Annotated in this window: 18 protein-coding genes; 9 read left to right on the top strand and 9 right to left on the bottom strand. The window is 56.3% G+C overall.

What is annotated here, in order from left to right; genetic code table 11:
- The first annotated feature begins 239 nt into the window (after positions 1-239).
- Together ACN0RV_RS07890 and ACN0RV_RS07885 are read left to right on the top strand one after the other, a co-directional pair.
- Positions 240-1,691 carry a peptide MFS transporter gene (locus ACN0RV_RS07890; RefSeq protein ID WP_417347088.1) on the top strand — a complete coding sequence of 484 codons (1,452 nt, stop codon included), beginning with the start codon at positions 240-242 and terminating at the stop codon, positions 1,689-1,691.
- 299 nt (positions 1,692-1,990) lie between these two features.
- Positions 1,991-2,185, top strand: a complete 195-nt coding sequence (locus ACN0RV_RS07885; RefSeq protein ID WP_417347087.1) for a hypothetical protein — start codon at positions 1,991-1,993, stop codon at positions 2,183-2,185.
- Between the two features lie 188 nt (positions 2,186-2,373).
- On the opposite strand, the gene ACN0RV_RS07880 is transcribed toward ACN0RV_RS07885, so the two are convergent.
- Positions 2,374-4,818, bottom strand: a complete 2,445-nt coding sequence (locus tag ACN0RV_RS07880) for an EAL domain-containing protein (protein ID WP_417347086.1) — start codon at positions 4,816-4,818, stop codon at positions 2,374-2,376.
- A gap of 319 nt (positions 4,819-5,137) precedes the next feature.
- Positions 5,138-6,307, bottom strand: a complete 1,170-nt coding sequence (locus tag ACN0RV_RS07875) for an iron-containing alcohol dehydrogenase (protein ID WP_417347085.1) — start codon at positions 6,305-6,307, stop codon at positions 5,138-5,140.
- A 125-nt stretch (positions 6,308-6,432) separates the two neighbouring features.
- Between ACN0RV_RS07875 and ACN0RV_RS07870 the strand changes: the two genes are divergently transcribed.
- Positions 6,433-7,359 (top strand): LysR substrate-binding domain-containing protein, encoded by a 927-nt coding sequence (locus tag ACN0RV_RS07870; RefSeq protein WP_417347084.1) that lies wholly within the window; start codon positions 6,433-6,435, stop codon positions 7,357-7,359.
- On the opposite strand, the gene ACN0RV_RS07865 is transcribed toward ACN0RV_RS07870, so the two are convergent.
- Both ACN0RV_RS07865 and ACN0RV_RS07860 read right to left on the bottom strand, forming a co-directional pair.
- Positions 7,295-8,275, bottom strand: a complete 981-nt coding sequence (locus ACN0RV_RS07865; protein WP_417347083.1) for an alpha/beta hydrolase — start codon at positions 8,273-8,275, stop codon at positions 7,295-7,297. The two genes, ACN0RV_RS07870 and ACN0RV_RS07865, sit on opposite strands and share 65 nt — an antisense overlap.
- A complete protein-coding gene (locus ACN0RV_RS07860) occupies positions 8,275-9,756 on the bottom strand; it encodes a wax ester/triacylglycerol synthase family O-acyltransferase (protein WP_417347082.1) in 1,482 nt (493 codons plus the stop codon). The genes ACN0RV_RS07865 and ACN0RV_RS07860 overlap by 1 nt, the downstream gene beginning before the upstream one ends.
- 459 nt (positions 9,757-10,215) lie before the next feature.
- On the opposite strand from ACN0RV_RS07860, the gene ACN0RV_RS07855 reads away from it, so the two are divergent.
- From ACN0RV_RS07855 to ACN0RV_RS07845, 3 genes are all read left to right on the top strand, one after another.
- Positions 10,216-10,734, top strand: a complete 519-nt coding sequence (locus ACN0RV_RS07855) for a PH domain-containing protein (protein WP_417347081.1) — start codon at positions 10,216-10,218, stop codon at positions 10,732-10,734.
- Positions 10,724-12,220, top strand: coding sequence for a PH domain-containing protein (locus ACN0RV_RS07850; RefSeq protein ID WP_417347080.1), 1,497 nt, complete (start codon positions 10,724-10,726; stop codon positions 12,218-12,220). The genes ACN0RV_RS07855 and ACN0RV_RS07850 overlap by 11 nt, the downstream gene beginning before the upstream one ends.
- Before the next feature lie 257 nt (positions 12,221-12,477).
- Positions 12,478-13,740, top strand: a complete 1,263-nt coding sequence (locus ACN0RV_RS07845) for a hypothetical protein (RefSeq protein ID WP_417347079.1) — start codon at positions 12,478-12,480, stop codon at positions 13,738-13,740.
- Between the two features lie 68 nt (positions 13,741-13,808).
- Here the strand turns inward: ACN0RV_RS07845 and ACN0RV_RS07840 are convergent, their stop codons facing one another.
- Positions 13,809-14,192 (bottom strand): hypothetical protein, encoded by a 384-nt coding sequence (locus ACN0RV_RS07840; RefSeq protein WP_028109021.1) that lies wholly within the window; start codon positions 14,190-14,192, stop codon positions 13,809-13,811.
- Positions 14,193-14,458: 266 nt separating this feature from the next.
- Between ACN0RV_RS07840 and ACN0RV_RS07835 the strand changes: the two genes are divergently transcribed.
- Complete coding sequence (locus tag ACN0RV_RS07835) at positions 14,459-14,683, top strand: hypothetical protein (RefSeq protein ID WP_417347078.1); 225 nt, start codon at positions 14,459-14,461, stop codon at positions 14,681-14,683.
- Here the strand turns inward: ACN0RV_RS07835 and ACN0RV_RS07830 are convergent.
- Both ACN0RV_RS07830 and ACN0RV_RS07825 read right to left on the bottom strand, forming a co-directional pair.
- Positions 14,670-15,341 carry an SDR family NAD(P)-dependent oxidoreductase gene (locus tag ACN0RV_RS07830; RefSeq protein ID WP_417347077.1) on the bottom strand — a complete coding sequence of 224 codons (672 nt, stop codon included), beginning with the start codon at positions 15,339-15,341 and terminating at the stop codon, positions 14,670-14,672. The two genes, ACN0RV_RS07835 and ACN0RV_RS07830, sit on opposite strands and share 14 nt — an antisense overlap.
- A gap of 224 nt (positions 15,342-15,565) precedes the next feature.
- Entirely contained in the window at positions 15,566-16,198 is a 633-nt protein-coding gene (locus tag ACN0RV_RS07825; protein ID WP_417347076.1) for a YchE family NAAT transporter, read from the bottom strand.
- Positions 16,199-16,495: 297 nt separating this feature from the next.
- Between ACN0RV_RS07825 and adhE the strand changes: the two genes are divergently transcribed.
- Positions 16,496-19,102, top strand: a complete 2,607-nt coding sequence (gene adhE / locus ACN0RV_RS07820) for a bifunctional acetaldehyde-CoA/alcohol dehydrogenase (protein WP_417347075.1) — start codon at positions 16,496-16,498, stop codon at positions 19,100-19,102.
- A gap of 433 nt (positions 19,103-19,535) precedes the next feature.
- Entirely contained in the window at positions 19,536-21,152 is a 1,617-nt protein-coding gene (locus ACN0RV_RS07815; protein WP_417347074.1) for a putative bifunctional diguanylate cyclase/phosphodiesterase, read from the top strand.
- On the opposite strand, the gene ACN0RV_RS07810 is transcribed toward ACN0RV_RS07815, so the two are convergent.
- Both ACN0RV_RS07810 and ACN0RV_RS07805 read right to left on the bottom strand, forming a co-directional pair.
- Complete coding sequence (locus tag ACN0RV_RS07810; RefSeq protein WP_417347073.1) at positions 21,127-22,416, bottom strand: alpha/beta fold hydrolase; 1,290 nt, start codon at positions 22,414-22,416, stop codon at positions 21,127-21,129. The genes ACN0RV_RS07815 and ACN0RV_RS07810 overlap by 26 nt on opposite strands.
- Positions 22,417-22,433: 17 nt before the next feature.
- A complete protein-coding gene (locus ACN0RV_RS07805; RefSeq protein WP_417347072.1) occupies positions 22,434-22,826 on the bottom strand; it encodes a VOC family protein in 393 nt (130 codons plus the stop codon).
- Between the last annotated feature and the right edge of the window lie 171 nt (positions 22,827-22,997).

Here is a 22,997-nt window from a genome sequence, read left to right as displayed (position 1 = left end):
AATCACCTGCGACTGAGACTCACAGCCCAATCTCATTCCCGTAAAGTAATATTTACAAAATCACCCCGGATTGGCACAGAACAATATTCCGCTTTGCGAGGTCGTGCGTAGGGGATCGGGCTGGGCAGTGGTAAAATCCGCAACCTGTTGTAATTATTGAGTTTGTTCTCTTTTTCACCATTGAGAACAAAAAGTTCCTACAAAGAGAAGTAGTTATGTGGAACCGATTGAATAGGTCCATGATGGTATGCCAGATGATGTTCGGCATGTCCTTCTATGGCGTAATGGCGGTACTGACCCGCTTCTTCCTGGAAGACCTGGGATACTCCGAAGCCGACACCATGATGGTGGTGGGTGCTTTCTCGGCCATTGGCCCCCTGTTTGCCATCGCCGGCGGCTTTATCGCCGACCGCTTCCTGGGCGCTTACCGCTCCCTGGCCCTCTCCTTTACCTGCTTCGGTGGCGGCTACGCCCTGCTGGTACTGGGTGCCTCTATGGCCAATGTGCCCATGAGCCTGGCGGGCATCGCCCTGGCCAGTTACGCCCGAGGCCTGATGTTCCCCGCCTACTCGCCTCTGTTCAAACGTACCTTCAAGACCGAAGAGGACTTCGAGAACGGCTACGCGGTGAACTACTCCATCAACAACATCGGCGCCTTCATCAGCCAGTACGCCTTCCCGATGATCATCCTGGTGATTGGCTTCAACGGCAGCTTCGCCCTCTCCTCCGCCATGGCGATGCTGGCGTTCGTGCTGATGGTGATCAACCGCAAGCCTCTGCTGGAGATCAGCCCTGAGATCGACCGCAAGCCGGTGAGCATGACCAACTGGGGACTGTTTGTTGCCATCTCCATCGCCATGATCGCCCTGGTGTTCTTCATGTTCTCCAACATGGAGATCGGTAAGAACATTGTTTACGCCATCGGCCTGGGTGCCATCGGCTACCTGGTGGTGCTGATGTTCAAGGCGAAGAAACCTGAAGCGATGCGCATGGGCACCATCCTGATTATGGTGATGCTCTCCATCGCCTTCTTCGTCTACTACGGCCAGATGATGACCTCCATGACCCTGGTGAGCATCAACACCATGCGTGGTGACCTGTTTGGTTTTATCCCGCTGGCCCCTGAAGCCTCCATGGCCATGAACCCCATGTGGTGCATGGTTGGCGGCCCGCTGATCGCCCTGGTGTTCTCCTCCCTGGAGAAGCGTGGTATTCACTTCACCACCGCCACCAAGGTCGGCTTCGCCTTTATCCTGACCGCCATGGCCTTCGGCACCCTGACCCTGGCCGTGATGACCGTGGGCACCGATGTGGTGATTCGTCCCGAGGTGTTCCTGGTAATCCACTTCTTCCAGGCCCTGGCCGAGGTGATTGTTGGCTCCATGGTGGTGGCCTTCATTCTGCAGGTGACCCCCAAGCACATCGAGGCGTTCTCCGTCAGCCTGTTCTCCGTCTCCATCGCCCTCTCCGGCGTGGTGAGTGCGGTGTTCTCCACCTCCATCGCCGTGGAGAAAGGCCAGGAGATCACCCAGTCCATCGTTCAGAACCTCTATGGCGACTACTTCGGTATGCTGACCCTGATGGCGGTTGTGATGGTGGCCGTGGCCTTCAGTGCCTCCCAGTTGATTAAGAAGATGCTGGGCAAAGAGGAGCTGGAACCCGCAGGTGAGCTGCAACAGGCAGAGAGCTAATCTCCCACCATGACAGACAAAAAACGCTTCCCTCGGGAAGCGTTTTTTTATCACCGCCTGACGTCAGAGCCGTAAGGGTCAGCGCCAGACAACCCCGGGCTGACGCAGTCAGGAGAGAAGTTTCTGATCTGCCTGACATTTACCGTTAATCGTTGATTTATAATGTAAAAATTATTCGTCACGTTCGAAATAATCATAGATTGATCCAGGTTAAAAAAGCGCCCGCCGCCGCCGCTCTGAAGCGCCGATCAGGGTCTATACTCTTTTGGCTCAACCGAACCTAGCGATGGAGAGAGATTATGATTAGCCGTAATCCCAGAGCTGAGATCTGCCGTCAGCTTGAACGAGCCAGAGAGGATCTGGAGTTTTCCCTGTACCTGGCCACCGACTGCGCCAAGGGTGATCAGGCAGTGATGAACGACCACCAGTATGATGAGATCAAGCGAAACTTCGACAGCGTCTGTGCGGTACTCAACGCCATTAAGACCCGCTAACTAAAAAGCCCCCGGAATGGGGGCTTTAAATTGTGCCTTTCCTTTTCACCATGGCTATGTTCACTCAGATTTCACTTTGTCATTTTGCTAAAGTGCATCAACTCGCTTAAGCGGAAAAACTTAAAATCAGTCCACTCAAGCGAGAATGTGACCGACGAATGACACCCGGTTAGAAAGCACCTTAAAACTTACCAATAAAACTGGCGTTCCCTTTGAACAAAGCGATCCAGGTCGGTGGCGGAAAGAGGCCTGCTAAACAGGAAGCCTTGCAGATAATCACACCGATGTGACACCAGAAACTCCAACTGGTCCTTGGTCTCTACCCCTTCGGCAACCACCATTAACCCAAGACTGTGGGCAAGGGATATTGTCGCGATACAAATCTCCTCATCCCCCTCATCGGTACCAATATCGCCCACGAAGGCACGATCAAGTTTCAGGGTATGAATCGGCAATCGCTTGAGATAAACCAGTGAGGAATGCCCTGTACCAAAGTCATCTATCGCCAGCAATACTCCAAGGTTACTCAACAAGGAAAGCTGATGGGTGGCAAACTCCGGCTCCTGCATGGCTGCTGACTCGGTAATTTCTAGCTGCAGCTCGTTCTCTTCAATTTCGTATTGCTCAATTAACCTGGCCACCGTGCTAACCAGGGCATCAGACTGCAGTTGCTTCGCTGAAATATTGACCGCAACTTTGATGGGCTTACCTTGACTTTGCTTTAACTCAGCAAGCTTTTTACATGCCTGCTCCAACACCCAATCACCGAGGGGGATAATGAAACCGGTCTCCTCGGCAATGGGAATAAACTTATCGGGAGGGACCATGCCTCGAACCGGGTCATGCCAACGAAGCAGGGCCTCAACCCCCCAGAGTGTTCGATCAGTGGAGTCAAATTGAGGTTGGAAGTAGAGCTCAAATCGTCCCTGCTTTAACGCCGAGCGCATATCGTGTTCCAGCTCAAGCCGCTCATTAGCGGCGACAGACATAACAGGAGAGAAAAACTGATAGTGATTACCGCCTCGAGCTTTGGCCTGGTACATGGCCACATCGGCGTTCTTTAACAGATCCGCCACTGTCAGGGCATCATTTGGATAAAGGCAGATACCAATACTGGCTGTTGTCTCCAACTTACGACGGCTCAGCTGATATGGCCGATGAATGACGCGCATCAGCTTTTCAGCTACTACGGATACCTTAAGCGGATCCTGAAGCCCGGTAATGACTATGACAAACTCATCACCTCCAATACGGGCAACAATGTCCTCTTCACGAACGCATGTTCTCAGGCGATCAGCCACTTTAACAAGAATCTGGTCTCCGGATTGATGACCAAGTGAATCGTTAATATTCTTAAAACGATCAAGATCGATAAATAGCACAGCCAACGTCTTTTGAGTTCGAGCACAACTTAACATCGCCTGCTCCAAGCGCTCTTCGAGGCTGTAACGGTTGCTCAGACCAGTAAGAATATCATGGTGTGCCAAATGAGATATTTGAGCTTGAATCGCCTTCTGCTCACTAATATCCCTGTAATTTGCAATATAAAAGGACTCAGACGCCTCCCTGTCGGTCACCAGTGTAATGGATGTCCACACAGGATATTGCTCACCACTCCTCTTTCTATTCCAAAGCTCCCCACTCCAAAAGCCGGATTCACCCAGATGACGCCACATCTCGGCATACACACCCGCATCGGTATCTCCGCTTGAAAGAGATGCTGTCTTCCTTCCTTTTACATCCTGTAAGGTATAGCCAGTCAACTCAACGAAAGCAGAATTTACATCGAATATTCTGTTTTCGATATCCGCGATAAGGATAGCATCGCCACTGCTTTCAAATGCATTACCATAAATTCTAAGTGCTTTTTGCGATTGCAACCTTTCCCGGTCGCGACGAATTTTCTCTGACCTTTGGATAATGGTTAAATATCCAAAAAAAATCATCAACGCTCCTACGAGAAACCAAATGGACAGGTATGTCAGCTGCAGGTTTCGCTCGGACTCATCGATCATCTCATAATAACCGACCAAAGGTAGATTTAACCCAATGGCGCCACGCATATCACCGGTTTTGTAACCCAATATACCATGACACTTATCACAACCCGGCTCCATGTACATGGCTCGCAGGTAGCGCAGGTAGGGCTCCCCATCAACCTCCACCTCAGCCCAGACCTCTTTTTTCTCTCCTCTGTCAAACGCGTATAACTGCTCAGTTTCCCACTCATCCGGCTTATTATCGGGATTTAGCTGCTTCAGGCCAATTATTCGCTCTCTAACACCATATTCTTCGGCATAAGCATCCATCATCTGATGTAACATGGAGGCAGGATTCAATAGGGTCAGCTGAAGGCCACTTGTAGTTGTAACATCACGATTGGAAATATGCTCCATCCAGGGTACCGATTTTTGCGTGTCGGTAATTGGCACATAAACCCCGCCATGCTCAGTGCCCCAGCGACGGAAAGTGATGTCTTTATTGAGGTTGGTACGCGCTTCAGCATAAGCCCGCCCCATGATCTGCCCACTGATGGACTTTGCGTTCCATAGGTAAGAGAACAATATCAATGCAGTCCAAACCAGAAGTGGAATCAACACCACCTTTAATGTTCTTATATGAATGGAACTCACAGCATTTTCCCTAACATGGTCCTGTTCCTTAAAGCTCCTGATTAATCGTCCCTGTCTTTGTCGTGCCTAAACTAGTAAATCAATTACCAATTTTAATTTTTCAAAGCAGGACAAAAAGCATTGTACTAACAGAAATAATGTCAGTAGTTTGACAATGATCACCTTGTTGTGAGTTTCTTATAAATCCCGTCAAAGTGCCTTCTCCAATTTGGAACGACATGGCACATTCGATAATATTTTCTGTTGCTTAACGTTAAATTTATTTGATAAAAAAACCGCCTCACAAGGAGGCGGTTTTTACCGGGTGTTGGATACCGCTCTACAGCGCCGCTTCCAGGATGGCGCGGCTGCGAGCCAGATCAATGTCACCATGCTCACCCAGCTTCACCATGCCATGGCGCTCCAACTGAGCCACCAGGGTATCCACCACATCGGCACCATGACCGTACTCGCTGATGCGGGTCTTCACCTGCATCTGCTCGAAGAAGGCACGGGTCTGGGCTATGGCGGCGTCGATGCGCGCCTCCTCATCCCCCTCGGTGATGCCCCAGACTCGCTCGGCATACTGAACCATCTTGGCGCCCTTGGTGGCACGCTGGGCGTGCATCAGGTTGGGCAGGACGATGGCCAGAGTCTGGGCATGATCCAATCCCAGGGCGGCGGTCAGCTCATGGCCAATCATGTGAGTGGCCCAGTCCTGGGGCACCCCTTTGCCAATCAGGGTGTTCAGCGCCAGGGTAGCGGCCCACATGATGTTGGCGCGTACGTCGTAGTTCTGCTCCTCAGCAGCCTTACCGACGTCGGCCAGGGCCTTGGGGCCCTCTTCAATCAGGGTCAGCAGCAGAGATTCAGCAAACCTGTCCTGAATGGGGGCATTCACCGGGTAGGTCAGATACTGCTCCATCACGTGAACGAAGGCATCAACCACACCGTTCGCTACCTGGCGGGCCGGCAGAGTGTAGGTGGTGGTCGGGTCCAGAACGGAGAACTGGGGGAACACCAGAGGAGAGCTGAAGGCCAGCTTGTCTTCGCCCCGGGTGACCACTGAGTTGCCATTGGCTTCAGATCCAGTCGCTGGCAGAGTCAGGATGGTACCCAGAGGCAATGCCTGAGTCACTGGCGCCTGCTTGGCCAGGATATCCCAGGGGTCCTGCCCTTCAAACAGGGCCGCCGCCGCCACAAACTTAGTGCCATCGGCCACGGAGCCGCCCCCTACTGCCAGCAGGAAATCGATCCCTTCGGCCTTCACCTTCTCAACCGCGCCCATCAGCTCTTCATACTTGGGGTTGGGGGAGATGCCGCCGTGTTCAAACCACTGGTAATTGACCAGGGCATCGGCCACCTGCTGATACACACCATTGGCCTTGATGCTGCCGCCGCCGTAAAGCACCAGTACCTTGCTGCCTTCAGGAATGCAGTTGCCAATATTGGCAATCTCGCCCTGTCCAAACAGGATGCGGGTAGGGTTTTGGTAATCGAAGTTGTTCACGGCTGACTCCTTGTGCAATGTCACCGGGGTTTCTTGATGTCAGGCATTGTAGCTCTCCACCATTGTATGTAAATATTCGGTTTTGCGAGAACACTGTCAATCAAACCTGAACAATGGAGGCGGGTATGCGCAGCACCTCAGAATCGATGCAGATCTTTGCTGCGGTCGTGACCGAAGGCAGTTTCACTCAGGCTGCCAAAACCCTCTCCCTCTCCAAGGCGGCGGTCAGCCAGCAGGTGAAGCAGTTGGAGTCCAGGCTGGGGGTCAAGCTGCTGAACCGCTCCACCCGAAAGCTTAGCCTGACCGAGGCAGGCCGGGACTACTACCACAGTTGCCTGCGTGTCCACTCTGAGATACAGGCCGCCGAGGAGCGCCTGGCCGAACTGCAGGGAGAGCCTAAGGGAAAGCTCAAAGTCACCTGCACCGCCAATTTTGGCACCCGCCACATAGTGCCGGCCATCATCGCCTTCAAGCGCCTCTACCCCGCCATTGGCATCGAACTGATCATGAACGACCAGATACAGGAGCTGGTGGCAGAAAACATCGATGTGGCCTTTCGGTTTGGGCCGCTGTTACCCAGTCAGTTGGTGGCCAGACCCGTACTCAAGTGCCCCTATCTGCTGTGCGCCAGCCCCGAATATCTGCAGCGGTTTGGCACCCCCAGGAAGATTGACGATCTCAAGCAACACAACTGGATCATCCACCGCTTCTCCCGTCACCCCAACCGGACCAGTGTTGGTTTCAAGGGAAAGATTGAGGAGGTGGAGGTTCATGGGGACGTAATCACCGACAACTCCCAGGCCAGGCGTCAGTTCATCCTGGATGGGCTGGGGATGGCACGGATTGCCGAAGTGGATGTGCGAGACGAGCTGGCCTCAGGCAAGTTGCAGCGATTGATGGCGGATCACCACTTCGGCACCATGGAGCTCTATGCCGTCTACGTCGACCGCCAGTTAATGACCCGAAAACTCCGGCTGTTTCTGGAATTTATTCAGCAGTGGTTCGAGACACATCAGTTATCGTCGGCGAACGGCCAAAGCACTGACGAATAAACTCGCCGCACTCCCCAAGGCTACGCTTGGCCTCCGGCACGCGGTGGAGCAGCTGGAACACATGGGGCATCCCCTGCCACACCCGCAGTTCGCCGCGGTTGCCGCTCTGTTTCAGCTTGGCCGCCACCGCCCTGGCGTCATCCAGCAACAGCTCTTCGGTCCCCACCACCACCAGAACCGGAGGCAAACCCGACAACTCGGCGTGATAGGGCGAGTAACGGGGATCGGCTTCCATACCCGCACTGCCCTCAACCGAATCGCGAACCACCGCCAGGAAGGACGCGCTGAGCATGGGATCCCTGTCCATGTTGCCCAGAACCGACGCTCCCGATAGAGTCAGGTCGGTGCAGGGCGAAAGCAGAATGGCACCGGCGGGCGCAGGGAGTTTCTTGTCACGTATGGCAACCAGGGTAGACAGGGTCAGGTTCCCTCCGGCAGAGTCTCCGGCAATGACCACCTGCTGGGGGTTCACCCCCGACTCCAGCACCCGCTCATAGGCCTTCAAGGCATCGTCAAAGGCCTGCTGGACCGGATGCTCCGGCGCCAGAGGGTAATCCACCATCACACCGGTGGCCCCGACGTGGCCACATAGGCGAGCCAGCATGGCACCATGGGTCTGCGGGGTCTTTATGACGAATCCGCCGCCATGGAGATAGAGAATCACTTTGCTGCTGCAGCTTTGCGGTACCCGGTACCAGTGACAGGAGAGGCCGTCGGTAAGGTATCCCTCACATTGGGTTCCCCTTGGCATAACCGCCAACCTGTCCATAAAGGCCGCCACCTTGCGTACCTCGGAGATCTGGCTCCGTTTCTGAATGGGGCGCTTAAACCCGAACTTCAACAAGCGGTTGTACACCCTCGCCTGCCAGCTGGGCACCTGATTCACCGTCTCCAGTGGAGGAAGATCTCTGTTCATCAGCCGACCTCACCTCTTACCTGCACTGTGGGCTCTGTGGTCTCAGCCTCCTCAATCACAGGCGCCCCCTTTAGATCCGGGCGGTAAAGATCAAACAGGCTAATGGGCTGGGTCAGCACCGACAGCTCCAGTTCATCCAATGCCCTGTCCAGGTAGGCCGCCAGCATGCCGATATCCGGAACCACCTTGCGACAGCCCAGGAAGCCGAAGCACACCTTGCCGTCAAAACTGTAGGTAGTGATGTTCAGGCTCTGCCCCGGAGGCAAGGCGGACATTGGGGAAACCTCGGTGACCCTGGCTCCCATCACATACCTGCGATCCTGAGGGCCGGGGACCGTAGAGATCACCAGGTTGCTGGAGGCGGGCACCTTGCGCTCAAGACCGATTCGGCCCGCCACCAGGGACAGCCCCTGAATGGCTACACCGTATTTCTGATACAACTCGGCGGAGAAATGACGGATCTCATTCTTGGTGGTCATCGCCGCCTGGCGGACTCGATTCAGACGCTGCAAGGGCATCAGCTGCCCCTTACTCAGTTCCACCAGGCCAAACACAAACTGGTTGTTGGCATTGAGTTGACCGGAATCACGCACGCTCATGGGCATCATCACCACCAACGGCTTATCCAGCTTGACTCTTCGCTCTTCCAGATATCGATTCAACGCCATATCACAGGCGGTCAGGACAACGTCATTGAAACTGGCTCCTGCTCGCGCACTGATCTCCTTGATGCGCTTTAACGGTACGGTCAGGGAAGCAAAGCTTCGGCCAGAGGCCGGGGTTCGATTGAACATCGACAGAGGGGCGGTGAAAGGCACCTTGGTGACCCCTTGGCGAACCCCCAGAGCCCGTCCACAGAGGCGCGCCCCCAAGCGCATCGCCTCGGGCAGCAGCTTGCTCTGGCCTGCCGCGCCACTGAGCGCCGCCACCGCAGTTTTGACAAACCCCGGCGCTTCCATAGGCTTACGAGCCTTGGCAGGATATTGCCAGATGGGGGTCCAGTCTTCGTGGTCCGGCGTGCGGGTCAACATGGTTTGGGCGTAACGATTGAGGCCCACCCCGTCGAACAGCGCATGGTGCAGCTTCATAAACACCACCACGGTACCATCGTTCATGCCATCTATGATGTACAGCTCCCAGAGTGGACGGGAACGATCCAGTGGCTGTGACTGAAGTCGGCAGAGCAACTCATTGAGCTGGGCACGGCGCCCCGGAGCTGGCACCGCACTGAGACGCACGTGGTAGTCCAGCTCAACCGGCACCTCCTCCCATCGATGGTTGCCCGTAATGGAGAGCTTCGGCCGCCAGTTGAAGGGCGCCTCGACCGGTTGTTTACCCAGCAGGGTCTGGTAAAGACGCAGTGCAAAGTCGGAGCGATGCTCCTCATCGGGCTGCAACACCATCATGGGTGTCACATGCATGGGGGTCTGATTGGACTCCACCAGGAAAAACAGCGAATCCATCAGGTTCATCTTCGGCATGGCATCACCTCCCTGAGCCAAGCGACCTTTGGTCGCCGCCTAATCAAGCTGCTTGAAATTCCATCACCACTGAAGCTAGCAGAGGGATGTGACCTAAGCAATTGAGACAACAATGAAATTGCAACCTGCGTCACATCACATAAGGGGCAGAATAGGATTCGATAAATTTCATCAATAGAGTTGTTGCTCTACATCGATGATCTTTTCAGAAAGATTACAAAGGGATGCCTCTTTTGCATTTTGGGCACACGAAACGGCAACCAAGCAGAGACTGACGGCCTGGGTCTCCAGCACCTCTATAGCCTCCTTCGCCATGACGCCAGGAGACCGCGCAGCATTCGCAGACATTTGCTAACAAAAGAGGCAGGCAGCTTATCGGTGAAAAGGGTCCAACCTCTTGAGTCACCGTGACGATTCCTCTAATTTCTTGAAGCATAACGGCGACATTTGGCAGGATTCATGAGCCTTAACGATCCCATTCCACAGGAGCAGTGGATACCAACCCAGCAGGTCCTCTACACCCAGGTGGCACCTGACTACCTTAAGCTGGTCACCCTGACCACTTTACTGATGGGACTGATTCCCTTGGGTATCGCACTGGCACTGATGATGGTGGTGTTTGCCCTCGCCCTGCCCTGGCTGCTGGCTGCGGGACTTTGTCTGACTCTGCTGCTGACCTTGTGGGTCTACATAAGCCAGCTGGGAGCCAAGCGCCTTGGCTATATGGTCAGGGAGCAGGATATCGTGGTGCGCCGAGGCATCTTCTGGCGACGTCACACCTGTTTGACCCTGAGCCGGTTGCAGCACATCACCCTTAGCCAGGGGCCTCTGGAGCGACTCTATGGGCTGTCGACCCTCAGGGGATTCACCGCAGGCTCACCCCATGCCGAGATCACCATTGCTGGCTTACCCTCAGACCAGGCCGAACAGCTCAGACAGCACTTGATGGCAAAAGCCGGATCCCGCCATGAGCAATGATGATCAGTGGCACAGGCTGTCTCCCTGGGCGGTGGTGGCCTTCAGCGCCAACGGACTTCTGGATGCCGCCAAGCTAGGCATCTACGTTCTGCCGGTGGCCTTTACCGGCGCACTGGCCAAGCTGCCCGACTTCTGGCTGCCTCTGGCCATCGGGCTGATGTCACTGCATATACTGCTCTCCTCTGCCCTGCAATGGCTCAGATTTCGCTTTCAGCTTGATGAGCAGCAACAGCGTTTTCGCATCCGAAGTGGCGCCCTGTTCCGGAAAAAACAGGAACTGCCCCTGGCTCGGATCCAAAACGTGCGGCTGGAACAACCCCTGCCCATGAGGCTGATTGGCAAGGTCAATCTGGTAGTGGAAACCGCCGGCAGTGGGGAAAAGGAAGCAGTACTGTGCGCCGTAGACCCTGGGGCAGCGGCCCGGCTCAAGGCCAGGCTGGTTCCGGCGGCCAAGGAACCCGAGCAGGGTGACGCCGACTGCGAGCCCGCTCAGCCGGACAGCTTGCGTCGACCGCCGATGCAGCTGTTTTTTCACGGGTTCTGCTTTAACCAGTTGGCCTGGCTGATGCTGTTTCTGGGGCCTTTGCTTGGTCAGCTGGATAACTACCCCTGGTGGGAGTGGCTCGAAGCCCACCCGGTCACCGCCCAGTGGGCAACCAGTGCTGCCAGCCTGGGGCCAGGAATGCTGGTTTTGGGGGCACTGCTGCTGCTGACACTGCTCTACCTGCTGCTCAGCTTGCTGTCCGGCCTGGTCAGCCTGGTGAAGTTCCACCCTTATCGCCTGACTCTGGAGCCGGAGCGGTTGCAGTTCAGTGGCGGCACCCTTCACCGCATGCAGGATCTGCTGCTCAAACGGCGCATCCAGTCCCTCACCCTGAGCCAATCGCCCCTGGCAAGGCTGGTCGGCTTATGGGCCATCGCCCTGAAACAGGTCAGCGGCAGCGAGTCCGGGGAAAGGCTGCGTGGCTCTCTGACCATCCCCTCGGTCAGAGACGAAGAGCGGCATGCCCTGGTTCGGGAGTCGGTGGGGAGGGTGTCCCTGCCCGAGCAGTGGAACCCCATCTCCCCGTTCTGGCGCAATCTGAGGTTGGCCTGGATCGTTGGGCTGTCCCTCGCCCTTGCCCTGCCTGTGGCCTCCCTCAACACGGGGACAGACAACACCTGGTCAATACCGCTGCTGGTGGGTATGGCGATTCTGGCGGCCATCGAGCTCAAATGGCGCCATCATGGATTCCAGCTCCAGGCTGATGGCCTCTGGCTGAGGCAGGGGATGCTTGGTCAGCAGTGGCATTACCTGCCCCTGGACAAGTGTCAGTCGATTACCCTGACCCAGACCCCAGGCCTTCGCAAACGGGGGCTGGCCAACCTCACCCTGTTCCTTGCCAGCGGCAAACAGACCCTGCCAGCCATCCCGCTGGATCAAGCCCAGGAATTAGCGGGCAACATCCTTGGTCGAATTCGTCAGGATCAAAAAAACTGGCTTTAACTCAAATACGTGAACCACCCTGCATTCCCAGAGATTGATTATCCGACCTCAAGCTTCACCCCGACTCCATCATTAGCCCAAAACTCAGGGGGTTAATCGCTGCGGGCCCTAAACCCAGGCCACAAAGTTTTGCATTCCATTGTCTCTCGAACAGCGTGTAAATTAAGTAAATTCAACAATCTGCGACATTTTGACTGTTGAGATAAGCCGCTCCGGCCCTATCATTTTGCCTACACTTGCGACTCTGATGAGGCCCCATGCGACCCATTCTATGCGCCTTCGTTGGCATCACCCTGCTCACCGGCTGCGGCTCGGGCAACTCTTCACCAGCCCCAGACCCGAGGTCACCGGCCCCCGAGGATCCACCAGTTCAGGAGGCAAATCAGTTTGAAGTGCTGTCTCCGGTTCCCGAAGCCATCATAAAGGCCTACAAACTGGACCGCGGTTATTACACCAAGTACATCGACGTCTGGGGTATTCCTGTACTCGGCCCGGAGGAGGTCAGCAGCGTCCTTCTGAAGAACGCCGCCGAAATCGTGGCCCATCAACTCAGTGACGACAATCTGCAGGCGGGGATGGGCCCACTCATCCGCGAAGCTTTGTACGACAAGTACTTTCGAGTGGTGATCTTCCCCAAGCAGTACCGAAGCTATGGGTCGAATCGGGTCCCCGAGTACCGCAACTTCCCCGATGTGGCGGGTTATGGCGCCACCCCAGAACTGCCCCTCACCGGCATCAACTCCCAGGCCCTGGAGTACCTAGGGGATCGACCCAACCCGATACAGGGAAACACCCTGGTGCATGAGCTGACCCACTCCATCCACCTGCTGACCCTGGACACCCTGCTGCCAGAGTTTGAGGCCCAGTTAACCAACGCCTACGAACACGCCCAGGCGGAGCACCTGTGGGCGGGTACCGGCATGGGCTACATCAACACTAACCGCTTCGAGTACCTGGCGGTAGGCAGTGAACTCTGGAACAACGTCAGGGCCCACGAGGCCCTGCCCAGTCGCCCGGACTCCATGAGTCTCAGGCAGCACCTGAAAGAGAATGACCCGGCGCTGTACAACCTGCTGGCTCTTTTCTACAACGACCGTCACCGGATGGCAGATCATCTGACCATCTACCGCGGCTACCACACCCTGACGGTAGAGCTGAGCGAAGCCGATTACCCCATGGCGATCGACCTCAATCAGATCGATAGGGAGCTCTATTCCGGCGAACAGCGCTTCTACGTGTCCAAGGTCACCAACCCTCAGGTCAGGCAGAGCGGTGAGAGCCGATACTCATTCGGCTTCAGCGCCCGCGTACCTGGGCACGACTACGACATCGACCTGTTTCTTCCTGATCTGAACCAGACCCATGCTGACTATGTGAAGGAGGCGTATCGGGTCAGATTAACTCAACAGGGAACTCTGTTGACCGACTGCAGCTTTACTCGACAGGAGCTTCTCAGTTACTCCGACAATAAAGGAAGAATAAGGCTTGCAGATCCCATCGCCTGTGAACTTGCCCTGTAAGGCTAAGCGGTAGAGGAGCAGAAAAGAAAACGCCCGGCCAAAGGCCGGGCGTCAGTGTGATGCGCAGCTCAGGCGCTAGCTGCTACTGGGAAGGGCACCACATTGTCAGCCTGCTTCATCAGGCGCTTGGCGCGAGAATGAATCAGGGCAACGTTGGCCAGGGCGATATCCAAACCGTGTTGATCCGCATCAGACAGGCCCGGATGATCGGAGAAGACGCCGATCAGCGATACGCTGTCCGCCACCGACTCTCCCAACAGGCTCAAGGTGCGATAATCTTTGGACATCACCAGTTCCATGGCTCGGTTTTCACTTTGATAAAGGCAGGCCTGCAGTCGTGAGTGCCACTTCAGGCGTTCACTCTGTTTGGGCAGGGTGGACACCACCGCAGCCGCCTGCTTAATCAGTTGTCTTGCGAATAGGCCAAACTGTGCCATTTCGGTGTGCAACATCGAAACCTCCATCGGCCCGGCTGGATCTCCATTTCTCAGCTCAGGGGTCTAATTTCTAAAGCCGTTGAAAAAATAGACCAAGCGCCGCGTTAAAGTCGTGACGACCTTCACCCTTTTACAGGTCAATGAACAAGAATCGGTGTCGATTGAGGAATTTTTCGACTGGATCACAGGCTAATCCCGCGTTTTTTTTGCGGGAATACTCCCGAAGCCCTCCCTTTTTGGGTATAACAAAGGAGTAGGAAGATCCTTTGAGGAGTGCGCATATGGAGTGGCGTCTACTCACCGCACTGGCGGTGTTGATCATCGGAAACGGCTATTGGGCCCTGCGTTACTATCAGGCCACTCGCCAAGGCAATCGGAGCGAGCAACAGAGGGTCGCTGAGATGGAGAGCCTGCAGGATCACTGGCTGCAGTTCTCCACCGTGGCCATCATATTGATCATGTTGCTGGCGCCTCTGGCCCGCCAGGCGATGCTCAGCGGCGGATAAGGGTCAGCTCTGAGATGTAACCGTTTTCGGACGCGATCAGTCCGTTCGCCATCATGAGTGCGGCTTCATCGGCACTCATAAAGCCACTGGCATCCACATGGCTGTCACACCCCTGCTGTTGCCAGAACGGCGTATCCATCCCACCGGGATAGACGCCCACCAGAGTCATGGTCGCCCCTTTGAGCTCCGCCCGGAGCGACTCCAGCAGACCTTTTACACCCCATTTGACCGCACAGTAGACTGCCTCGTTGGCTTTGCCCTTCTGGGCCGCCGTTGAGGCCACCACCGCCAGTTGCACCTGTTGCTGCCTGAATCTGGCTACTGCCTCCTTGGTTACCAAGGCCGCGGTCAGCAGATTGTTGTCCATCAGGCGGCGGATCCTGGACTCATCAAACTGCTCCATCGGACCAAAATCACCACTGCCAGCACAATGGATGATTCGGCTGGGAACCTGAGGGAGCGACTCAAACAGACCCGCCACCTGGGTTTCACAGGTCAAGTCTGCGGCATGGCACACCACCTCAGAGGAGAGGGAGCCCGCCACCGCCTCCAGTTTGGCCTGGCTTCGACCCACCAACACCAGGGACTCACCCTGCTGGCTGTACACTTTGGCCAGGGCGGCCCCAAGGCCGCTGCTGGCTCCGGTAATCAAGATCATAATGCTTCTCCAGCTTAGTGTTGCAGCGTCACTCCAAGTATGACGCCGCAGGGCTATCGGCTTGCCGGGACTCTAGGGCGTGTTTATCTTTGGTGTTTAGAGTCCAGCCCCGAAGGGCGCTTTACTCAGACTAGGTCCCCATTCATTTTGGGCACAATGTCGACACATCGAGGCCTTAGTGACTGGATGCTGGCACAAAAATATTCAGCAAAGGTCAACACGCCCTAGGAAGCTAACGCAGGAAACAGCGTCTTCATGCCTGCTGCGATCACCTCAATGCCAATGGACATCATCAGCAGACCCATAATACGGGTGATCACGTTAATGCCGGTCTGACCCAGCACCTTAAAAATCACCGGCGCCGTGCGGAAAACAATCCAGCTGAGCAACCCGAAGACAATGATGCAAGCCGCCATACCCAGCATCGACTGTGGATCCCGGTGCTGAGAAGCAAAAACGATCACCGAACTGATCGCGCCAGGACCGGCCATCAGGGGCAGTGCCAGTGGCACCACGGCAACCGAGTCCATCGCGGCCGCTTCCCGGCCCTCCTCCTTGTTGTGTTTCACCTCACCCAGCTTACCCTGCAACATCGACATGGCAATAAAGGTGATCAGCACTCCGCCAGCAATGCGAAACGCCGGAATGGAGATGCTGAACAGGTTGAGAATCAGCTGACCGGCTACCAGGGTAACCAGCAGGATAATCACCACGGAGAAGTTCGCCACCTTGGCAGTCGCCAATCGCTCCTGCTCAGTCTGGTGACTGGTCAAAGACACAAACACAGGCAGCAGACCGATGGGATTGATGATCGCCACCAGGCCAAGGAAGAATTGCAACAGCAGATAGAAGTCCACTTAGGGTATACGCCTCAATAACAGGAGCCAAAAACGAAGGAGGATACTCTAGAGAAATCCGTCCCTTGGGAAAAGTGAATTTTTCCTCGTTTCACCCCATCAACTCATTACATTTTCTAATGGTGAATGTAAGTTAGCAACACCCAAATTCGCCCAAACGTGAAGCAGTTAACGGTTTGCGACTGGGATTGGTGTAATTTAATTACATCAGCGGAGAGCACTTTTCCTGAACATGGTTCCAGCACCTATACTGACTTGGTTCAGAGGAAAGTGTTTTTAAATTTGAGGACAGTTTAGATGACTGACAAATCCATTGCCGAACTGAATGCCCTGATTACCCGGGTAAAAGCGGCACAGCAGAAATTTGCCAGTTACAGCCAGGAACAGGTGGACGCGATCTTCCGAGCTGCGGCCCTGGCCGCCGCCGATGCCCGTATTCCCCTTGCACGTCAGGCTGTTGAAGAAACCGGCATGGGTGTGCTGGAGGACAAGGTGATCAAGAATCACTTTGCCTCTGAGTACATCTACAACAAGTACAAAGATGACAAGACCTGCGGCATTCTGGAAGAGGATGAAACCGGCGGTACCATCACCATCGCCGAGCCCGTAGGCCTGATTTGCGGCATTGTGCCCACCACCAACCCCACCTCTACGGCGGTGTTTAAGGCGCTGATCGCCCTGAAGACCCGTAACGGCATCATCTTCTCGCCCCACCCAAGAGCCAAGAACGCCACCAACGCCGCCGCCAAGCTGGTGCTGGACGCCGCCGTGGCCGCAGGTGCCCCCGAAGACATCATTGGCTGGATTGAAACCCCGTCCGTGGCTCTGTCCAACCACCTGATGACCCACGAAGAGATCAACCTGATCCTGGCCACCGGTGGCCCGGGCATGGTGAAGGCCGCCTACAGCTCGGGTAAGCCCGCCATCGGCGTAGGCGCCGGTAACACCCCGGTGGTGGTAGACGAAACCGCCGACATCAAACGCGCCGTCAGCTCCATCCTGATGTCCAAGACCTTCGACAACGGCGTGGTCTGTGCCTCCGAGCAGTCGGTGATCGTGGTCGACAGCATCTACGACGAAGTCCGTGAGCGTTTCGCCAGCCACGGCGGCTACCTGCTGAACAAGAGCGAAACCACCAAGGTACGTAAAGTACTGCTGGTGAACGGCAACCTGAACGCCGACATCGTTGGCCAGCCAGCCACCAAGATCGCCGAGATGGCGGGCATCAAGGTGCCATCCTGGACCAAGGTTCTGGTGGGTGAAGTCGCCAAGACCAGCATCGATGAAGCCTTCGCTCACGAGAAGCTTTCCCCCACCCTGGCGATGTACCGTGCCACCGATTTCGAAGACGCCGTGACCAAGGCCGAAGAGTTGGTCGCCCTGGGCGGCATCGGCCACACCTCCGCACTGTACACCGACCAGGATCTGCAGGTAGAGCGCATCCGCGTGTTTGGCCAGCGGATGAAGACCGCCCGTATCCTGATCAACACCCCGGCTTCTCAAGGCGGTATCGGCGATCTGTACAACTTCAAGCTGGCACCCTCCCTGACCCTGGGTTGTGGTTCCTGGGGCGGTAACTCCATCTCCGAGAACGTGGGCCCTCAGCACCTGATCAACAAGAAAACCGTAGCCAAGCGAGCCGAGAATATGTTGTGGCACAAACTGCCTAAGTCCATCTACTTCCGCCGCGGCGCCCTGCCGGTGGCCCTGGAGGAGCTGAGCGAACACAAGCGTGCCTGCATCGTGACCGACCGCTTCCTGTTCAACAACGGCTACTGCGACGAGACCATCCGCATCCTGAAGGGTCAAGGCCTGGAGGTTGAGGTGTTCTATGAGGTAGAAGCCGATCCCACTTTGGAAGTGGTGAAGAAGGGTGCCGATATGCTGCACAGCTTCAAGCCGGACGTCATCGTTGCCCTGGGTGGCGGCTCCCCCATGGATGCAGCCAAAATCATGTGGGTGATGTACGAGCACCCTGAAGTGGACTTCGCCGATCTGGCCCTGCGCTTCATGGATATCCGTAAGCGTATCTACCGCTTCCCCAAAATGGGTAAGAAGGCGCAGATGGTGGCCATTCCCACCACTTCCGGCACCGGCTCTGAGGTTACGCCTTTCGCCGTGGTGACCGACGAGCGTACCGGCACCAAATACCCCATCGCCGACTATGAGCTGACGCCCAACATGGCCATCGTTGATGCCAACCTGGTGATGAACATGCCCAAGTCCCTGACCGCCTTCGGTGGTATCGATGCGGTCACTCACGCCCTGGAAGCTTACGTATCCGTGATGGCCAACGAGTACTCCGACGGCCAGGCGCTGCAAGCTCTGGATCTGTTGTTCAAGCACCTGCCAGACAGCTACACCGAGGGGGCCAATGCACCCAAGGCCAAGGAGAAGGTACACAACGCCGCCACCATCGCCGGCATCGCCTTCGCCAACGCCTTCCTGGGGATCTGTCACTCCATGGCCCACAAGATTGGTGCCGAGTTCCATCTGCCCCACGGACTGGCCAACGCCCTACTGATCACCAACGTGATGCGCTTCAACGGCACCGACCTGCCCACCAAGCAGACCGCGTTCAGTCAGTATGACCGTCCTCAGGCCCTGTGCCGCTATGCCGCCATCGCCGATCACCTGCGTCTGGGTGGCGACAGCGACCAGGAGAAGCTGGAGCTGCTGATCGCCAAGGTAGACCAGTTGAAAGAGGTGCTGGACATTCCCGCCTCCATCCAGGCCGCCGGCGTGGATGAGAAGCTGTTCCTGGCCAAGCTGGACGAAGTGGCCGAGGAGGCGTTCGATGACCAGTGCACCGGCGCCAACCCTCGCTACCCGCTGATCAGCGAACTGAAGCAGGTTCTGTTGGACAGCTACTACGGCCGCCCCTACAAGGACAGCCACGAGTAAGTGACAACTCAATGACAAAGAGCCGCCTCCGGGCGGCTTTTTATCGCAAGGCTAACCCCTGGTTCCGGGGACAGTTCACAAAATCAGATTTCTCTAATTAACGGGCGAGTTAAAGAACGCGCACTATGGGCACAAACATATGTTTGTGCCGCTGACTTCGTCACAACTACCTGTTACTATTCGCCAAATTTTTTTCTCTTTGCCCATAATGCAGCTTTACCAGCCTCATTCACCAACCGTTGTCCAGAGCCTTCATTGGGTCTGCCTAACCGCATCCATTGGATTCGGGTTGCTTCATATCGGTACAGGCCAATGCCTCTTGGTCGGAGGTCTGGAGCTTCTTGCTGCTCCATTTTTCTTGTTCTCTTTGATCCGGTTCCAACGCTCCGGATCCCTTCATCGCCCCGCTCTGCTTACCGCAACGGCGATTCTGATGGTGACCGTCACCCTCTACACCTACAGTCAAGGTCTGGCGGGATTGGCGTTCCTTTTCCCCGTCGTGGCCGCACTCTTCTACCTGACCACAATCGAAACGGCCGGCAAGGTTGCGGTGGCCTTTACCCTGATGATGTTTGTCGCAGGCTCCCAGAGTATCCCGGGCGAAATACTGCTTCGTTTCGGGGTCGCGGTAACCATCACCTATTGCTTTATCTGGTTCCTGGTGCTGGGCCAGAAGCAAAGCCTTAACCGGCTGAATCACTCCAACCTCACCGACCCGTTGACCGGCTTGGCCAACCGCCGGGCTATGGACCAATGGCTGTCCCACTATCAGGCAGACCGGCAGTCATTGTGCCTGTTTCAGCTGAATATCCATCAGTTCAAAAGCGTTAACCAGCGATATGGGCGAGCGACCGGGGACGCCCTGCTGCAGAAGTTGGCCTGCCGGCTGGAGAAACTCCCCAACCAGCTGGAGTCTGCCGGGATGATTGGCAGCGGCGCACACCTGCTGGCCAGGACCTCGGGGGATGAGTTTGTCCTCGGGCTCCCCACCCGCCAGAGCCAACACCGCGACACCATTGCCGAGGCGATACATCACCGCCTTACCGGCGTCTACCAGGTGTTTGAACACCAGTTGATGCTCACCCTAACCCTGGGCTACTCACAGGGTGGTGACGTCTCGCCATCCGACAAACTGCAGCAGGCCAACCTGGCCACCATCCAGGGCAAGGCAGCTCAGCCCGGGCTCTGTTACGAGTTCAGTGAAACTTTGGCTGCGGAGATGGAGCAGGAGGCGGCCATACTCCAGGGTCTTAAGCGGGCCATGGATCTGGGCGCATTTGAGCTCAAGTACATGCCGATCCATGGCCTCGCCACTCCCTGGTGCGTCAGCGCCGAGGTACTGGTACGCTGCACCCTGCCTGAACTCAATGGCATCGGCCCGGACCGGTTTATTCCCGTGGCAGAAAAGTATGGACTGATCTACGAACTGGACCTGTGGATCATCCAGCGCTGCTTCACTGAGATCCAGTCTCTGTCACCCAGTCACCGGGAGGAGGTGCGGGACCTGCGTCTGGCGCTGAACATCTCCTCCATGCAGCTCAATAACCCCAAGCTGGCCCCGAGCCTCCTTAGCTTGGCGACCACCTACGGGATTGACCTCAATCGTCTGGATCTGGAGCTGACAGAGACCTCCCTGGTCAGCCACAGCGCCGAAGGGATGAAGACGCTTGCGGAACTTCGCAGCAATGGGATCAAGGTGGTGCTGGATGATTTTGGTACAGGGTTTACCGCCTTTACCCAGTTGCAACACTACCCCATCGACCGACTGAAGATCGATCGCAGCTTCGTCAGTCAGTTGGAAACAGAAGGCGCTGAACAGACCCGTTCACTGGTGGACGTGATCCTGAGAGTGGCAGCCATCTATGAAATTCCGGTGACCGCCGAAGGGGTAGAAACCCGCAAGCAGGAGGAGTACCTGATCAAGCGAGGCTGCCACCATTTCCAGGGTTACCTGTACAGCCCACCGATCTCTCTGGGTGAACTGGTGGCCAAACGGCGCACCATGATGGCAGAAACACTGGGCCTTAACGCAAAAGCCGTCTCCGATTGAGATCAATCAGGCGATCCAGAATACGAAAGCCATCCATCTTCAAACCATTGTGCTCATACTCAGAGGTTCGCCAGGCCACCAGGTTCGCCACCTGATCTATGGTCTCTTCCGAAAAAGCGTACTCCACGAACATATCTTCGGTGTAAACGGCAGCCGCCACCGGCACCGGGTTTTTCGCCAGCTGTGCAGGATCGTACAGTGGGGGCCAATCACTTTTGTTCGCCAATGCATCGGCCAGAGGCGCCAAAGGCTTCAGCCCCTGGAACTGCTCGGTCATCCAGGGGTACACCATCTCCCCGGTAAAGCGCAGCGGCCTGTCCGGCCGATAATCAAACTCGGGAAACTCGCCCCGGACTCTGTGGGCCGCCCAGCGGGATGCCTGCCCCTGGTTATAGATAGGTTCATGCAGCAGGGTATAGAGGGGGTTGGTGTCATAGTCGAGCATCTGCATCACCCCATGGAGGAACACCGGGTTTAACACCCTGCCCTCAGTGGACGGCAACAGCGCCTGCTCCAACAAGTAGTAAAGTGCTTCGGCCCCCTCCTCCACCCCGAGATGAATCCCAAGCAGCTGGAACCGCTCCACCGTCAGCCTGGCCCCATCGGGCAACCGCACCTCATGGGCACACAGGTAAGCGGCAATCTCGTCCGCCAGAGCCTGGGCCTTGGGAAAACGGGCAAAGAAGGCCCGGTTCTTCACCGCCACCCTCTGATAGGTGGCCCGGTACACCTCTTCCGCCTGGCGCACCAGAGAGGGGATGCCCCCGGTGATGTAGGCTTCCGTCACCCCCTGATGAGCAACACTCAGGTACCTGAGCACGCAAAATCCACCGAAACTCTGTCCCAGAATGCTCCAGGGACGCTCCCCAAGCAGCTGATGGCGAATCGCCTCGGCGTCACGCACTATGTTGTCTGCTCTGTGTTGTGACAGGTAATGCAGTTGCTGCTTCGCATCCATGGCCGACAGGGCAGCGCCATGGATGGGCGTCGACAGGCCGGTGCCCCTCTGATCCAGCAACAACACCCGGAACTCCTCCAGTGCCCTGTCCAGCCAGCCGGCGCGGCTGGCCGGTCTCAGGGCTCCAAACCCCGGGCCGCCCTGGAAAAACACCAACATGGGCAGCGACTCACGCATCTTGTCCGCAGCCCAAAGCTCCCGGGCAAACACCTCGATATGCGTCCCCTCAGGATCGGCATAATCCAGAGGCAGAGAAAACCGATGCTCAGCAGTTTCAACACCGGCCAGGTAGGCTTGGTTTGTCATCATACTTCCTTTAAGAATTACCCCTGAGTGCGCCGCTCTGCATGCAGGGCCAGCCGGTTTCCTTCGCTGTCGAGAATGAGCGCCCTGAAACCATGGGGGCCGATGCTGTGTACTCCCTGGAGCACGGTCCCGCCCATGTCAGTGACCAACTCAACCGCCTCGTCGATACGGCCATCCACATTAAGGTAGACCAGAATTCCCTGTTGGCTGGTCACCTTGATCTCATCCACCACCAGGCAGCCGCCGTTGCCCAGCTCATGATCCAGTACACCGAAGCGAACCCCCTCGTACTCCTCAATCTGAACCTTGATCTCCAGTACCCGGGCATAAAAAGCCACCGCACGGTCAAGATCCGCCACTGGAATATCGAACCAGACCGCCCTGTTGTAGTTGGTATTGAAATCCGTCATCTCACCTCTCCCTTTGTGTCCGCCGCCTCTAGACCCCACAGCAGCAACATCCTATCAGCCTGATTAACATATGTATCTTTCCATATTTGTGGCACCGGGCGCCACAGAATATCGTCGGCTCAATCGGCCTCAACGACAACACCCTGTTAGACAGGGCACTTTTCTCACCGC

Source organism: Ferrimonas sp., from assembly GCF_048263965.1.
Lineage (GTDB): Bacteria > Pseudomonadota > Gammaproteobacteria > Enterobacterales > Shewanellaceae > Ferrimonas.
This window is presented reverse-complemented; position numbering and strand designations above follow the sequence as displayed.